Below are 14,036 nucleotides of genomic sequence, written 5' to 3'. Positions count from 1 at the left end.
CAGATAGACTGCGGCGCATGGACGAGAGCGAGCTGCCGAGGGTCTTGCAGCAGTTGTGGGGTATCGAGGGGCGGAGCCGCCCGGGGCCGAAGCCGGCCTTCCAGGTGAGCGACATCGGCCGTGCGGCGATCAAGCTCGCGGACGCGGGCGGGCTCGGCGCCCTGTCGATGAGCAAGGTCGCGGCCGAGCTCGGCGTCACCACGATGGCGCTCTACCGCTACGTCGAGTCGAAGGACGACCTGTACGTCGTGATGCTCGACCAGGCGTTCGGACTACCGGCCCGGGCGAGCGGTGGGGACGACTGGCGGGACCGCATCACCGCCTGGGCGACCTCGTTCCAGGCCGCGCTGCTGAAGCACCCGTGGATCCTGCAGGTGCCGGTGGTCGAGCCGCCGCTGTCACCCAACCAGCTGGTCTGGATGGAGGAGGGCCTGCGCGCGTTCGAGAACACACCGCTGACGCCGCCCGACCGGATGTCGGCGATGCTGCTGGTGAACATCTACGTCCGCGGTACCACCGGGCTGAGCGCGAGCATGCTGAGCCTGCCGCCGGACGAGGCCGCGGTGGCCGGCGAGCGGTACACCCGCCGGCTGCGGAGCCTGGCCGACCCGGACCGGTTCCCGACCATCGCGGCCGGGCTCGACGAGCCGCAGGACTACGTCGACAACGACCCGTCGGAGTTCTACTTCGGCCTCACCACGGTGCTGGACGGTATCGAGGCCCTGATCAACCGCCGCAGCGGCTGATCAGTAGTCGAGTTTGTCGGCGACGCCGCGCAGGACGGTGGCGACCTGGCGGGCGGACTTGTTGTCGGGCTGGCGGCCGCGGCGGTAGTTCTCGCCGAGGCGGTCGAGGAGCTTGATCAGGTCCTCGATGACGACCTGCATCTCCTCCGGCTTCGGGCGCATCGCCTTGGCCACCGACGGCGGCGGGTCGATCAGCCGGACCTGCAGCGCCTGCTCGCCCTTGCGTCCCTCGACGACGCCGAACTCGACCTTCTGGCCCGGCTTCAGGTTGGTCACACCCGACGGCAAGGCCTCGGCGCGGACATAGACGTCCCCGCCCTCCTCCTTGCTGAGGAATCCGAACCCCTTCTCGGAGTCGTACCACTTCACCTTGCCAACGGGCACGGCAACCTCTTCAGTCGATCGTCGGAAGCAACAGGGCCGTGAGGCCCGATCAGGAAACCCAGCGTACGTGACACCGCGCGACGGCGCCTCCGGGAAACTACCTGATCGAGCAGCCTCCCCGCACCCCTTACAGGTTCCGGTATTTCTCCGGCTCCGCCAGCCGTTCGTTCATCGAGCCGGAGCGGAACCCGCGCGGGTCCACCTGCGCGGCCGGGAACCCTTCGGCCATGACCGCATTCACCAGCGCTTCGTGGTCCACGCGGTCCAGCAACGCGGCGTCGATCTCGATCGAGGCGGTCTCCCCGAGGTCCCGGACGCGCACGTTCTGCACGCCGTACGACGCGAGGTGCGCGCGGACCGCCTGCTCGGCCCGGTCGACCCGGACGAGCAGGTTCGGGGTGATCCGGATGCCGTACGCGATCCGGCTGGACAGGCAGGCCGCGGCGGGCTTGTCCGACGTCTCGAGACCCCAGCTGCGCGACGCCGTCCGGATCTGCGCCTTGGTCAGCCGGGCATCCTTCAGCGGCGTCAGCGCGCCCCGCTCGAAGGCGGCCCGGATGCCCGGCCGGAACCCGGCGATCGCGTCGTCGGCGTTCGTCCCGGTCGCGATCGCGGTGATGCCGAAGTCGTCCGCGATCGGCTGCAGCGTCTCGACCAGCTCGGCCTTGCAGAAGTAGCACCGGGCGCCCGAGTTCGCCTGGTACCCCTCGCGCTCCATCTCGTGCGTGTGCGGCGTGACGTGCCGGACCCCGAGGGCGTCCGCGAACCGCGCCGCCGGCTCCAGCTCGGCCGTGGGCAGCGACGGCGACACCGCGGTCGCCGCGACCACGTTCGCCGGGCCGATCGCCCGGGCCGCGGCCGCGAGCAGGAAGGCCGAGTCGGCGCCGCCGCTGAACGCGACCACCATCTTGTCGTACGACGACAGCCGCCGCATGAGCGCTTCGAGCCGCTGCTCGAGTACGTACGCGTCGAGCCAGGCGGGGAACTCGGTCAGGTCGTTCAGCACGACGTCGGCGCCGTACGCCCGCAGCTCGTCCGCGGTGAACGGGCCGGTCGCGACCGACACCGCGACCGCACCGGCCGCGTGCGCGCCGTCGACGTCGGCGGTGTGGTCGCCGACGAAGATCGTGGCCCGGTGCTCGCGCAGCGCGGTGCCCTTCTCGGCGCCGTGCAGGTCGCCGACCGGCTCGTCGACGTCGAGCCCGAGGTGCTCGAGATGCAGCCGGACCGACGGGGCGTGCTTCGCGGACACGACCATCGTCCGCCCGCGGAGCGCCCGGATCGCGGCCAGCGACTCGGCCACGCCCGGCAGCGGCAGGCTGCCCGTGATCGCGTGCGACGGGTAGTGCTCGCGATACCGCGCGACCATCGTGTCGACCTGCTCGGCCGGGAACCAGTTCGCCATCTCCCAGGTCAGCGGCGGCCCGAGCCGGCTCACCACCAGGTCGGTGTCGATCGGTACGCCGGTCTCCGCGGCCAGCAGGTCCCAGACGGCCTGGATGCCCGGGCGGGAGTCGATCAGCGTCATGTCCAGGTCGAACCCGACCACCAACTCCGGCACGTCGGCGGTATCGGGGGCGGGTTCAAGAGCGGCGGTTGACACGTCCCCAACCCTACGTGCTCCCGCCGGCGGCGTGGTCTCGCATCCCGAAACGGCCGACGCGTCGCACTTCTCCGCACTTGACAACTGAAGACATGATGTCCGAGTACTTGACATCAGGACCGATTTTGTAAACCCTCGTCTGCATGGACTCGTTTGCCGATCGGACCAAACGCCGGCTGCGGGACGAGTTGCTGGACGCTGCGCAGGACGCCATCGAGACAGGTGGGTACGACGGGCTTCGGATGGCCGAGGTGGCTCGTCGGACCGGGGTGTCCCGGCAGACCGTCTACAACGAGTTCGGCGACAAGTGGGGCGTACTGGAGGCCGTCGCGGCGCGCGAGACCGAGCGGTTCCTGCTGCATGTGAACGCAGCGCTCGCCGAGCAGTCCGATCCGATCGACGGCCTCCGGGCCGCCGTGGAGCGGGCGCTCACACTGGCCGGGGAGAACCCGCTGGTGAAGGCGGCGCTGGGTCAGCCGGGATCGGACCAGGCCAGTCAACTGCTGACCACACGGGGGCAGCAGGTGCTGGAGCTGGCACACCTCCGACTGGATGCCCATGTCAGGGAGCACTGGCCGGAGGTGCCTGCGGAAGACGCGACCAGCTGCGTCGACGTCGCCTTGCGCGTCGTCATCAGCCACATCGTCACCCCCGGCCCTCCCCCGGCGGTGGTGGCGGCGCAGCTGGCTCGTGTTCTGTCACCCTTCCTCGCCGAATCCCGGAGGCAGCACGTATGAACGACCTGCACAGGCAAGGCTTCAGCTCGCTCAAGGCCGGCGGCCTCAACTGGGACGCGATGCCGTTGCGGCTGTTCGACAAGGGCAACCGCAAGTTCTGGAACCCGCGCGACATCGACTTCAGCCAGGACGCGAAGGACTGGCAGGAGCTGAGCGACAACGACAAGGACAACGCGTTGATGCTCTGCTCGCAGTTCATCGCCGGCGAGGAGGCGGTGACCGAGGACCTGCAGCCGTTCCTGCAGGCGATGGCGGCCGAGGGCCGGTTCGGCGACGAGATGTACCTGACCCAGTTCTGCTTCGAGGAGGCCAAGCACACCGCGGTCTTCCGGCTCTGGCTGGACGCGGTCGGCGTCACCGAGGACCTGCACCGCTACGTCGAGAACAATCCGGGCTACCGCGCGATCTTCTACGAGGCACTGCCGGTCGCGCTGAAATCGCTGTCCGACGACCCGTCGCCGGCCAACCAGGTCCGCGCGTCGGTGACCTACAACCACGTGGTGGAAGGGACTCTGGCGCTGACCGGGTACCACGCGTGGAACCTGCTGTGTACGTCGCGCGGCGTGCTGCCGGGGATGCAGGAGCTGATCCGCCGGATCGGTGACGACGAACGGCGGCACATGGCGTGGGGCACGTTCACCTGCCGCCGGCACGTCGCCGCCGACGCGTCGAACTGGAAGGTCGTCACCGACACGATGGAGGAGCTACTCCCGCACGCACTGGTCCAGATCCAGTGGGCGCTCGACAACTCGCCGGAGTTGCCGCCGGAGATCAACCCGACGGCGCTGATGACGTACGCCGGTGATCGCGCCACCCGCCGGCTCGGCGCGATCGAGTCGGCGGTCGGCGCGGACGTCGCCGGGATCGATCTCGACTACTCGCCGGAGAGGCTCGAGGACGACTTCGGCGACGAGGACTCAGCCGCGCTGGCGGCGGTTCGCTAGCAGGACGAGCAGCGCCGCGGTCGCGAGGACCGCGGGCAGCCAGGTGACCGCCGTCGTACCGAGGCGGTCGGCGACCTGGCCGCCGGTGAAGGCGCCCAGTGCGATCGCTCCGTTGTACACCCCCACCAGGACAGCGGACGACGATTCGGGGGCACTGGGCGCCGCCGCGTGTCCCCAAGCCTGGGTGCTGACGCTCGTCCCGCCGTACGCGAGCCCCCAGATCACCAGCAGGACAAGGGATCCCGCGATCGTCGTACCGAGGAGAGGCATGGCCAGTGCGGACAGTGCGATGCCGCCCGCGATGACGGTCAGGGCCCGGGACGGGCGGAGGGCGCCGGTCAGGAAGTTGCCGATGACACCCGCCACGCCGTACGCGAGCAGGAAGGTCCCGATCAGCGCCGGACCGGTGTGCGGTTCGAGGAGCGGGCGGATGTAGGTGTACGCCGCGAAGTGGCCCGTCACGATCAACGTGACCAGCAGGAGGCCGACGCGGACCTGCTTGATCTGCAGGACATCGCGTACGTCCTTCCACCCCACCGCCTGCTCCGGTGCGAGCGACGGAAGGTGGAGGCTCAGCGCGACGGCCAGCGCCAGGGACAGCACGCCGACGCCTGCGAAGGCCCAGCGCCAGCCGAGGAGTTCACCGACGTACGCGCCGGCCGGGATGCCCAGCACCGAAGCGATTCCGATGCCGCTGAAGATGAGTGAGGTTGCAGGACCGGCTGCACGCTCGGGTACGACGCGGCGGGCCAAGCCGATGGTCAGCGTCCAAACACCGCCGATGGAAAGGCCCATCAGGACTCGCGCTGCGATGAACATCCAGTAGACCGGTGCGATCGCGACGACGAACGACCCGAGGGCGAGCAACACCATCAACCCACCCAGCGCTGCCCGGCGGTCCAACCTGCCCAGCGCAAGGGGCAGCACAGGCGCGGCCACTGCCGAGACAAGGCCTGTTGTCGTCAGTGCGAGGCCCGCGGTCCCTTCTGTTACGTGGAGTGATTCGCCGATCGGTGTGAGCAGGCCGACCGGGAGCATCTCGGCGGTCACCACGGTGAACACCGTCACGGCCATCGTGATCGGTGCGGCCCATCCCCGGGTGACTGTCTCGTCGGCGCAGATCGTCGTCATACCTCCAGTGAGCCGTCAGGAGGAGGTGCGGAACAACGGCGATCTGGTCATGCTTGTATTAGCTGAGCTCATCGATCGGAGGTACGCCGTGGCTGTCGAGATCCGTGAGCTGGAGTGCTTCCTCGTCCTTGCCGACGAGCTGCACTTCGGCCGTACGGCGGAACGCCTGTACCTCTCGCAGAGCCGGGTCAGTCAACTGCTGCAGGCGCTGGAGCGACGGATCGGCGGACCGCTGTTCGAGCGGACCAGTCGCCGGGTGGCGCTGACCCCGCTGGGCAAGGAGTTCCTGACGTCGCTGCGCCCGGCGTACGTCGCCCTGGAGCGCGTGGTCGAGAATGCCCGCGAGTACGCCGCCTGCGTCAAGGGGCAGCTCCGGATCGGCTTCCAGGGCACGGTGAACGACGAGATTCTGAACGCGGTGTCGGCCTTCCAGTCGCGGAACCCGAACTGCCTGATCGACGTCTGGGAGCTCCCGATGAACGATCCGTTCAGCGCCCTGCGGCGCGGCGACGTCGACGCGGCCGTCGCGCTGCTGCCGATCGCGGAGGACGACCTCGTGGTCGGACCGATCTTCTCCAAGGTGCCGCAGACCCTCGCGGTGTCGAAGCGGCACCGGCTGGCCGGCCGCCCGGCGGTCGACGTGGAGGACCTGGCCGGCGAGACCCTGATCGGTTTCTCCGGCCCGGCCCCGACCTACTGGCGCCTGACCCAGGCCCCGACGCAGACCCCGGCCGGGTCACTGATCCATCGCGGCCCCGAGGTGCGCACCTTCTCGGAGGGCCTCTCACTGATCGCCGCCGACCGCGGCGCGATGCTCGTCTGCCAGGCCACCGCCAGCCGCAACCAGCGCGCCGACATCATCAGCATCCCGCTGACCGGCGTACCTGATTCGGCCCTGGCCCTGACCTGGCGCCGCGGCGAGGAAAACCCTGCCCTGCAAGCGTTCGCGGAACACCTCAAGGTCAGCTGACGAGCTTGTGCACCTCGGTGTCGGCGGGAGTGACGAGACGACCGTCGGCAGCGTGCACTTCCAGTGGCCGAAGCGGTTGCTGATCGCGGCGATCCAGCAGGTGTGAATGCGGCTCGCCGGGCTCGAAGGCGAAGGCCTCGCCCCATTGGCGCAGCGCGACGATCACCGGGAACAGCGCCTCGCCCTTGGCGGTCAGCACGTACTCGTGCCGGGCGCCGGCCGGGACCGTCTCGAGGATCCCCTGGTCGACCAGGGACCGCAGCCGGGCGCTGAGGATGTTCTTGGCGACGCCGAGGCTGCGCTGGAAGTCGCCGAACCGGCGGCTGCCGTCGAACGCGTCGCGCACGATCAGCAGCGACCACCAGTCGCCGACCGCGTCGACCGACCGCGCGACCGGGCAACTCTCGTCGTCGAACCGGGTCCTCTTGACCATCCCGCACACCTCCTAGTTGCAACATGCTACCAACTGATCTTACGGTAGCAAGATGCAACCAAAACTTCTCGCGATGGCAGCCGGTGTCGCGGTCGCCACCGTGTACTTCGCCCAGCCGCTGCTGGTGACGATCGGCGCGGACCTCGGGATCGCCGCCGGGACGGTCGGGCTGTTCGTCACCGTGACGCAGGCCGGCTACGGACTCGGCCTGTTCTTCCTTGTCCCGTTGGGCGATCTGCTGGACCGGCGCCGCCTGATCCAGCTGCAGTTCCTGCTGCTCGCCGCGGCTCTGCTCGCGACCGGCCTCGCCCAGAACGCCGCGATGCTCCTGCTGGGCCTGGCCACCGTCGGCACCCTCGCCGTAGTCACCCAGTCCCTGGTCGCGTACGGCGCCGCGCTGGCTGATCCCGCCCGACGCGGCCGCACAGTAGGCACCGTCACCACCGGAATCGTCCTGGGCATCCTCCTCGCCAGAACCACGTCCGGCATCCTCACCGACCTCCTCGGCTGGCGAGCGGTGTACCTCGCCGCCTGCGCCACCTGCCTGGCATTCGCCCTCCTCTTCACCCGTCGAAGCGCCCCGGGGCCGTTGGGCGCGGGCCCGGTGCCGACCTACGGTCAGCTACTGAGGTCGACGGTTGGGCTGTGGCGGGAGCCGCTGTTCCGGGAGAGCGCCGTTCGAGCGTTCTTCGTGTTCGCGTCGTTCAGCACGTTGTGGACCTCGATCGCGCTGCCCTTGACGGAGCGCGGGCTGTCGCACACCGAGATCGGTGCGTTCGGACTGATCGGCGCGGCAGGGGCGCTTGCCGCCGGGCCGGCCGGGCGGCTGGCGGATCGCGGACAGGGACGGATCGTCGTCATCGGCGCTTCGATGCTGCTGGCAACGAGTTGGCTGGTGACGGCGCATTCCCTGGTGGGGTTGGCGATCGGCGCCGTGCTGCTCGACTTCGCAGTACAGGCGATCCACGTCACCAACCAGAGCCTGATCTACCGGCCGGACGCCGGCAGCCGGCTGATCGGTGGGTACATGGTGTTCTACTCGCTGGGCAGCGCCGTCGGCGCGATCGCCTCCACGGCGCTGTACGAGCGCGCCGGCTGGACGGCCGTGTGCGTCCTGGGCGCGGCCTTCGGCGCGGGGTCGCTGCTCAGTTCAGTCCGAGGAGCTCGACGGACTTCTCGCGCATCTCGACCTTGCGGATCTTCCCGGTGACCGTCATCGGGAAATCGTCGACGAGCAGGACGTACTTCGGGATCTTGAAGTGCGCGAGCTTGCCGGCGGCGAACGTCCGGACCGCGTCGGCGTCGAGCGGGTCCGCGCCGGGCTTGAGCTTGATCCAGGCGCAGAGCTCCTCGCCGTACTTCTCGTCGGGGACCCCGATCGCCTGGACGTCGGCGATCGCCGGGTGCGTGTAGAGGAACTCCTCGATCTCGCGCGGGTACACGTTCTCGCCGCCGCGGATGACCATGTCCTTGATCCGGCCGACGATGTTCACGTACCCGTCCTCGCGCATCGTCGCGAGGTCGCCGGTGTGCATCCAGCGGGCCTGGTCGATCGCCTCCGCGGTCTTGCCCGGCTCGTCCCAGTACCCGAGCATCACCGAGTACCCGCGGGTGCACAGCTCGCCGGTCTCGCCACGGTCGACGACCAGCCCGGTCGCCGGGTCGACGAGCTTCACCTCGACGTGCGGCATCACCCGGCCGACGGTCGACGTCCGGCGGTCCAGGTCGTCGTCGCGCCGGGTCTGCGTGGACACCGGCGAGGTCTCGGTCATGCCGTAGCAGATCGCGACCTCGGCCATGTGCATGTCGGCTACGCAGCGCTTCATCACCTCGACCGGGCACGGCGACCCGGCCATCACCCCGGTCCGCAGGCTGGTCAGGTCGTAGTCCGCGAAGCCCGGCAGGCCGAGCTCGGCGATGAACATCGTCGGTACGCCGTACAGCCCGGTGCAGCGCTCGTCCTGGACGGCCTGGAGCGTCGCGGCCGGGTCGAACGCCGGCCCCGGGATCACCATGCAGGCGCCGTGCGTGGTGCAGCCGAGGTTGCCCATGACCATGCCGAAGCAATGGTAGAAGGGGACCGGGATACACAGGCGGTCGTCGGCGGTGAACGCGATCGTCTCGGTGACGAAGAAGCCGTTGTTCAGGATGTTGTGGTGGCTGAGCGTCGCGCCCTTCGGGAACCCCGTCGTACCGCTGGTGTACTGAATGTTGATCGGGTCGTCGAAGGACAGCTCCGCCTCGCGGGCGTGCAGCCCGTCGAGCGGGATCCGGGACGCGTCGTCGCGCAGCCCGTCCCAGTCGCCGGTGCCGAGGTAGACGATCTGTTCGAGGGCGGCGCAGTCGGGTTTCACCTCGTCGACCATCGCCCGGTAGTCGCTGGTCTTGAACTCGGTCGCGGAGACGAGCAGCCGGACCCCGGACTGATTCAGCGCGTAGGACAGCTCGTGGGTGCGGTACGCCGGGTTGATGTTCACCAGGATCGCGCCCATCAGCGCGGTCGCGTACTGCGTGATCGTCCATTCGGCCTGGTTCGGCGCCCAGATGCCGACCCGGTCGCCCTTCGCGATGCCGCGGGCCATCAGGCCGCGGGCGACCAGCTCGACCTCGGCGCCGAACTCGTCGTACGTCCAGCGCCGCCCGGTCTGCACCTCGACGAGCGCCTCGCGGTCGCCGTACTCACGGATCGTCCGTCTCAGGTTCGCGCCGATCGTCTCGCCCAGCAACGGAACCTCGGACACCCCGGACGCGTACGACGGCTGGCTCATGGTTGCCATCGTCACGCTCGTCAAATGCGTCTGCAAGTGCACGTGCGGCAGGAAACAGGGGGTGGACGGCAAGCAATGTCCTTACCAACTCTGCGTCACGTCGGTCGCGGAGCGTGTTTGGGCCGTTACCTTGGAGTGGAGAGGTGTGAGGCGATGGGCCGATCCGTGGAAGGTCACGCCCGCAGCGACCGTCCGCCCGGGCGTACTGCCGAGGCGGCGCAACGTACCGCTGCGGCGCAGGAACGCGTCCAGGTCCTGGGCGGCATCCTCGCCGGCGCGCTGGCGGTCGACGTCCACGGCACCGATCTGCAGACCCTGAAGCGGGTTCCGCGGCGCGCGCCGCCGACCGTGCCGCCGGCCGATCTCGAGGCGCATCCCGGACCTGTCTGGGATGCGTTCGTGCCCCAGCCGCCGGGCCGGTTCCGGTGGTGGGGCGCCGAGCGCCGGTTTGCACGCCGGCTCGCCGACGCGGAGGACCGGTTCGCGGAGGCGATCGAGCGGCACCGTGCTTTTGAGGAAGCCCGCAAAGAGCGGGTGGCACGAGCGCTGCGGGAGCAGGTCGAGCACCAGCGCCGGCTCGACGAGGCGAACGCGGAACAGCATGCGCGGATCGACGCGTACGAACACGCGGTCCGCACACGCGACCGCGCCGCCGTGACGCGGTACTTCACCCGGGCGCTGGACCGGGTACCCGAGCCGCTCGACTTTCCACGCCGGCGCAAGGTCGGGTACGTCCCCGAGTCGACGCTGCTCGCTGTGGAGTGGGATCTGCCCGACGTCAACGCCGTACCGGCCGAGGCGTCGTACCGCTATGACCGCTCGCTGGATGCGGTGCTGCCGGTCCTGCGGGAGCCGCTGGAGCTGCGGCGCCTGTATCAGCAACTGGTGGCGCAGCTGGCTCTGCGCGCGCTGCACTTGGTGTTCGGGAGCGACAGGTACGGCGTGGTCGAGACCGTGGTGTTCAACGGGATGGTCGAGTCGGTCGACCTCACAACCGGGCAGACCGTGCGGCCCTGTCTGATCACATTGCGGGCGACCCGGGAGCAGTACCAGGCGCTGGTGCTCGACCAGCTCGATCCGGTGGCGTGCGTACGGCACTACTTCGCCGCTGAGGTGTCACGGCACCCGGAGGAGCTGCAGCCGGTCGAGCCGGTGCTGGAATTCGACCTCGCCGACCCGCGCACCGTCGAGGCGGTCGACGTGATCAGCGAGATCGACGCCCGCCCGAACCTGCTGGAGCTCACTCCCGAGGCCTTCGAGCACCTGGTGCACAACCTGCTCACGCGGATGGGGCTGGAGACCAGACTGTTCCGGCGCGGGACGGACGGCGGGATCGACTGCGTGGCCTACGACCCCCGGCCGATCACCGGCGGCAAGTTCGTCGTCCAGGCGAAGCTCTGGACCCGCACCGTCCCACCGTCCGCCGTCCGCGACCTCTTCGGCACCGTCGTCGACGCCGGCGCCACCAAAGGCATCCTGATCACCACCTCGGGCTTCGGCCCCACCAGCTACCAGTTCGCCAACGGCAAACCCCTCCAACTCATCGACGGCACCGCCCTACTGGCCCTCTGCCACCACCACGACATCCCCGCCCGCATCATCCGCCGCGCCAGCTGACCATGTTCTCAAAAGTGGGCATATGCTTGCTATAGTGGGCAACGGAGGTGGATTGCGGATGCGCTTCTCGGAACCGATGTCCAGTGTGGTGCCGGGGCTGCACGGCCGAGTTCTCGGCGTGCTCGCCCGAACCGATCGCGCGCTGACCGGCCGGGCCGTGGCTGGGCTCCTGCACTCTCCGGCCAGTCCGAGCGGCGTCCAGAAGGTTCTGGACGACCTGGTCGACAACGGCGTCGTCATCGCCGAGCCGGCCGGTCGTGCCCGGCTCTACACGCTCAACCGGGATCATGTCGCGGCCCCGGCGATCGATCAGCTCGCACGGCTCCGCGACGTACTGCTCGACCGGATCAAGGCAGAAGCCGAAGCCTGGGGTATTCCTGCGAAGGCGATCTGGCTCTTCGGTTCGACAGCGCGGGGACAAGGTGACGCCGCCAGCGACCTCGATCTGCTGATCGTCCGGCCGGACGAGGTCGACGAGTCGGACCCTGTCTGGATCAGGCAGGTCGACACACTCGCGGCGCACGCGAGTCTCTGGTCCGGTAACTCCTGCGAGGTTGTGGAGTACAGCGCTCAAGAAGTGCGCGATCTCATCAGTCACAAGGAGCGCATTGTCAGCGAGCTCCGGCGCGACGCCGTACCGATCACCGGCAGCACGCCACGGCAAACCCTCGATCGAAAGGCCGGCTAGTGCCCGCACTCGACGAAGCCCGAGCGCACCTGGCGAAGGCTCGCGAGTTTCTCGAAGCCGCAGACCTCACCAACGACCTCGAGCTCTACAACGCGGCGGCGTCCAACGCCGTGACCTCAGGGATCAACTCCAAGGACGCAATCTGTCTCGCGCTCACCGGACGGACCAAGAAGTCCGACAATCACGCGGAGGCGATCGCGGAGCTGAAGGGTTCCGGGCCGGCAGGCCGGGACAGCAGCGCAACGCTGTCCCGGCTGTTGAGGCTGAAGTCCAAGCCGCAGTACCAAGCCGCCTCGGTGTCTGCCGCGGACGCAGCCAAGAGCATCGACTGGGCGACCCGGCTGCTCGCGACCGCACAGGCCGTGACGCCTACTTGAGCGGGCTCTCGTAGAGCTGGAGTTCGGTGCCGCCGGGGTTTTCGCCGTCGTCGGGGGCGGTGTAGAGGCGGAGGGTGGTGGGGGTGGTTTCGAGGGCCACCGGGTTTCGGGTGGCGCTGTGGTTGGTGGTCGGGGAGAAGTACGGGAACGGGATCTCGTGCAGGATGCGGTTGGTACGGAGGTCGAGGAGGGCCAGGCCGCCGAGGTCGTACGACGTGTTGCTGGGGCCGGGCAGGGTCGTGACGCCGCCGCAGAGCTGCTTGCCGCGGGCGGCGTAGTCGCAGTCCTGGTAGTCGAGCAGGTGGGACTCGTTGGCCATCTTGCCGAGCTGCTTGCCGGCGGGCGTCCAGTCGTAGAGCGTGCGGGAGCCCCAGCTCACCCCGTGGACCTGGCCGGTCGTCCGGTCGCGCACCACTCCCCCGACGTGGTCCTGCGCCCGGAAACGCTCGGTGACGCGGTAGGTCTTCGGGTCGACCGTGTAGACGATCGCCCGCGAGTTCGGCCGGTACTCCGCCGCCGGCACCCACACGTCCTTCCCGTCGAAGTCCAGCCCGCCCGGGTGGTACGCCGTGCCCTCACCGACCCGGATGTCCTTCTTCAGATTCCCCTGCCGGTCCAGCACGAAGACATGCCCGATCCCCTTCCCGGGGGTCCGGTCGTACCCGTCCACCGGCACCGGGTACTTCACCGGCGCCTCCAGCACCTCGACGCTGCTCAGGAAGATCAGGTCCCCGACCAGCGCGATCCCCTGCGGGTGGTACGTCGGGAACTTCAACGGCACACGCTGCACCAGCTTCCAGGCCGTGCTGCGGTCCGTGGCCTGGAAGGCACGCGTGACGTCGGAGTCCCGCCCGGTTGCCTGGGCGGTGGTCAGACCGGTGAGCAACACACCGGTCAGGGCGGCGAATGTCAGCAGTCGTCTGCGCATTGACGGTCTCCTCGGATCGAAAGTCGATGCTGCAGTGTGAGATGCCCAGATGACTTGCAGGTGATGCCAGACTGACCGTTATGGACACAGGGGTGAGTGTTGTCGGGTCAGGCCAGGTCTCCGGTAAGCCGGATGTGCTGCGGGTGACGTTCGGCGTCGAGCAGGTCGCACCTGATGTGGCGGCGGCTGTCGCTACGGTCGGGGAGCGGACGGACGCCGTGCTGGCGGCTCTGCGCGCCCAGGGCGTCCAGGACTCGCAGCTGGGGACCAGTTCTGTGAGCGTGTTCCAGGAGTACCGGGAGCCCGGCACCGACCCGGCGTACCGGGCCTCGCACACGGTACTGGTGGAGACGAAGGACCTGACCGGCTTCGGCGCGCTGCTGAACGCGGCTGTCGGTGCTATCGGCAACAGCCTCGCCCTGCACGGGCTGCAGTTCGACATCGAGGACAAGTCCGCGCTGCTGGCCCAGGCCCGGGAGCTGGCCTTCCAGGAGGCCAAGGAGAAGGCGGCGCACTTGGCTGCCCTGTCCGGCTACTCACTCGGCTCGGTGACCGCGATCTCCGAAACCCAGGGTCACTTCCCGATGCGTCCTGAGGCCATGCTCGGGGCCAAAGGCGCGTACGACTCCGCAATCAACGTTGTACCCGGCGACGAATCCGTCGTGGTCTCGCTCCAGGTGCACTTCGCCTGGGCGTAACCCGCGTCTCAA

At 69.1% G+C, this 14,036-nt stretch carries 15 protein-coding genes; 9 read left to right on the top strand and 6 right to left on the bottom strand.

All coding sequences use genetic code 11. The features are described 5' to 3' along the window. The first annotated feature begins 17 nt into the window (after positions 1-17). Positions 18-746, top strand: coding sequence for a TetR/AcrR family transcriptional regulator (locus ACWEOO_RS33000; RefSeq protein ID WP_452146364.1), 729 nt, complete (start codon positions 18-20; stop codon positions 744-746). On the opposite strand, the gene ACWEOO_RS32995 is transcribed toward ACWEOO_RS33000, so the two are convergent. Then, positions 747-1,130 carry a cold-shock protein gene (locus tag ACWEOO_RS32995; RefSeq protein ID WP_355482957.1) on the bottom strand — a complete coding sequence of 128 codons (384 nt, stop codon included), beginning with the start codon at positions 1,128-1,130 and terminating at the stop codon, positions 747-749. A gap of 127 nt (positions 1,131-1,257) precedes the next feature. Further along, a complete protein-coding gene (larE, locus tag ACWEOO_RS32990) occupies positions 1,258-2,733 on the bottom strand; it encodes an ATP-dependent sacrificial sulfur transferase LarE (RefSeq protein ID WP_452146363.1) in 1,476 nt (491 codons plus the stop codon). 143 nt (positions 2,734-2,876) lie between these two features. Between larE and ACWEOO_RS32985 the strand changes: the two genes are divergently transcribed. Together ACWEOO_RS32985 and ACWEOO_RS32980 are read left to right on the top strand one after the other, a co-directional pair. Next, the gene (locus ACWEOO_RS32985; RefSeq protein WP_359927349.1) at positions 2,877-3,470 is read left to right on the top strand and encodes a TetR family transcriptional regulator; all 594 of its coding nucleotides are present in this window, start codon (positions 2,877-2,879) and stop codon (positions 3,468-3,470) included. Further along, positions 3,467-4,414 (top strand): R2-like ligand-binding oxidase, encoded by a 948-nt coding sequence (locus tag ACWEOO_RS32980; protein WP_452146362.1) that lies wholly within the window; start codon positions 3,467-3,469, stop codon positions 4,412-4,414. The genes ACWEOO_RS32985 and ACWEOO_RS32980 overlap by 4 nt, the downstream gene beginning before the upstream one ends. On the opposite strand, the gene ACWEOO_RS32975 is transcribed toward ACWEOO_RS32980, so the two are convergent. Further along, positions 4,388-5,545, bottom strand: a complete 1,158-nt coding sequence (locus ACWEOO_RS32975) for an MFS transporter (protein ID WP_452146361.1) — start codon at positions 5,543-5,545, stop codon at positions 4,388-4,390. The genes ACWEOO_RS32980 and ACWEOO_RS32975 overlap by 27 nt on opposite strands. 88 nt (positions 5,546-5,633) lie before the next feature. Between ACWEOO_RS32975 and ACWEOO_RS32970 the strand changes: the two genes are divergently transcribed. After that, complete coding sequence (locus tag ACWEOO_RS32970) at positions 5,634-6,515, top strand: LysR family transcriptional regulator (protein WP_452146360.1); 882 nt, start codon at positions 5,634-5,636, stop codon at positions 6,513-6,515. Here the strand turns inward: ACWEOO_RS32970 and ACWEOO_RS32965 are convergent. Beyond that, on the bottom strand, positions 6,508-6,948 hold the full coding sequence (locus ACWEOO_RS32965; RefSeq protein ID WP_363713417.1) for a winged helix-turn-helix transcriptional regulator: 441 nt from the start codon (positions 6,946-6,948) through the stop codon (positions 6,508-6,510). The two genes, ACWEOO_RS32970 and ACWEOO_RS32965, sit on opposite strands and share 8 nt — an antisense overlap. 52 nt (positions 6,949-7,000) lie before the next feature. Here ACWEOO_RS32965 and ACWEOO_RS32960 point away from each other — a divergent pair, with 52 nt between their 5' ends. After that, positions 7,001-8,158, top strand: coding sequence for an MFS transporter (locus ACWEOO_RS32960; protein ID WP_452146359.1), 1,158 nt, complete (start codon positions 7,001-7,003; stop codon positions 8,156-8,158). Here ACWEOO_RS32960 and ACWEOO_RS32955 read toward each other — a convergent pair. Next, positions 8,094-9,716 (bottom strand): AMP-binding protein, encoded by a 1,623-nt coding sequence (locus ACWEOO_RS32955; protein WP_452146358.1) that lies wholly within the window; start codon positions 9,714-9,716, stop codon positions 8,094-8,096. The two genes, ACWEOO_RS32960 and ACWEOO_RS32955, sit on opposite strands and share 65 nt — an antisense overlap. 153 nt (positions 9,717-9,869) lie before the next feature. On the opposite strand from ACWEOO_RS32955, the gene ACWEOO_RS32950 reads away from it, so the two are divergent. The 3 genes from ACWEOO_RS32950 to ACWEOO_RS32940 are packed head-to-tail and all read left to right on the top strand — an operon-like array spanning position 9,870 to position 12,398. Continuing rightward, positions 9,870-11,333 carry a restriction endonuclease gene (locus ACWEOO_RS32950; RefSeq protein WP_452146357.1) on the top strand — a complete coding sequence of 488 codons (1,464 nt, stop codon included), beginning with the start codon at positions 9,870-9,872 and terminating at the stop codon, positions 11,331-11,333. 58 nt (positions 11,334-11,391) lie between these two features. Next, positions 11,392-12,021 carry a nucleotidyltransferase domain-containing protein gene (locus ACWEOO_RS32945; RefSeq protein WP_452146356.1) on the top strand — a complete coding sequence of 210 codons (630 nt, stop codon included), beginning with the start codon at positions 11,392-11,394 and terminating at the stop codon, positions 12,019-12,021. Beyond that, positions 12,021-12,398 carry a hypothetical protein gene (locus ACWEOO_RS32940; RefSeq protein WP_452146355.1) on the top strand — a complete coding sequence of 126 codons (378 nt, stop codon included), beginning with the start codon at positions 12,021-12,023 and terminating at the stop codon, positions 12,396-12,398. The genes ACWEOO_RS32945 and ACWEOO_RS32940 overlap by 1 nt, the downstream gene beginning before the upstream one ends. Here the strand turns inward: ACWEOO_RS32940 and ACWEOO_RS32935 are convergent. Then, entirely contained in the window at positions 12,391-13,326 is a 936-nt protein-coding gene (locus ACWEOO_RS32935) for a DUF6454 family protein (protein WP_452146354.1), read from the bottom strand. The genes ACWEOO_RS32940 and ACWEOO_RS32935 overlap by 8 nt on opposite strands. A 92-nt stretch (positions 13,327-13,418) precedes the next feature. Between ACWEOO_RS32935 and ACWEOO_RS32930 the strand changes: the two genes are divergently transcribed. Beyond that, on the top strand, positions 13,419-14,024 hold the full coding sequence (locus ACWEOO_RS32930; protein WP_452146353.1) for an SIMPL domain-containing protein: 606 nt from the start codon (positions 13,419-13,421) through the stop codon (positions 14,022-14,024). Positions 14,025-14,036: the final 12 nt, after the last annotated feature.

Source organism: Kribbella sp. NPDC004138, from assembly GCF_053603655.1.
The sequence above is the reverse complement of the archived record's forward strand: the minus strand, read 5'-3'. Positions and strand labels throughout refer to the sequence as shown.

What these genes read in the sequence shown, in the direction of transcription:
- ACWEOO_RS32975 (WP_452146361.1), bottom strand. Translation starts at nt 5,545, where the DNA reads ATGACGACGATCTGCGCCGACGAGACAGTCACCCGGGGATGGGCCGCA.
- ACWEOO_RS32965 (WP_363713417.1), bottom strand. Translation starts at nt 6,948, where the DNA reads ATGGTCAAGAGGACCCGGTTCGACGACGAGAGTTGCCCGGTCGCGCGG.
- ACWEOO_RS32935 (WP_452146354.1), bottom strand. Translation starts at nt 13,326, where the DNA reads ATGCGCAGACGACTGCTGACATTCGCCGCCCTGACCGGTGTGTTGCTC.
- ACWEOO_RS32985 (WP_359927349.1), top strand. Translation starts at nt 2,877, where the DNA reads ATGGACTCGTTTGCCGATCGGACCAAACGCCGGCTGCGGGACGAGTTG.
- ACWEOO_RS33000 (WP_452146364.1), top strand. Translation starts at nt 18, where the DNA reads ATGGACGAGAGCGAGCTGCCGAGGGTCTTGCAGCAGTTGTGGGGTATC.
- ACWEOO_RS32960 (WP_452146359.1), top strand. Translation starts at nt 7,001, where the DNA reads ATGCAACCAAAACTTCTCGCGATGGCAGCCGGTGTCGCGGTCGCCACC.
- ACWEOO_RS32950 (WP_452146357.1), top strand. Translation starts at nt 9,870, where the DNA reads ATGGGCCGATCCGTGGAAGGTCACGCCCGCAGCGACCGTCCGCCCGGG.
- ACWEOO_RS32945 (WP_452146356.1), top strand. Translation starts at nt 11,392, where the DNA reads ATGCGCTTCTCGGAACCGATGTCCAGTGTGGTGCCGGGGCTGCACGGC.
- ACWEOO_RS32955 (WP_452146358.1), bottom strand. Translation starts at nt 9,716, where the DNA reads ATGAGCCAGCCGTCGTACGCGTCCGGGGTGTCCGAGGTTCCGTTGCTG.
- ACWEOO_RS32980 (WP_452146362.1), top strand. Translation starts at nt 3,467, where the DNA reads ATGAACGACCTGCACAGGCAAGGCTTCAGCTCGCTCAAGGCCGGCGGC.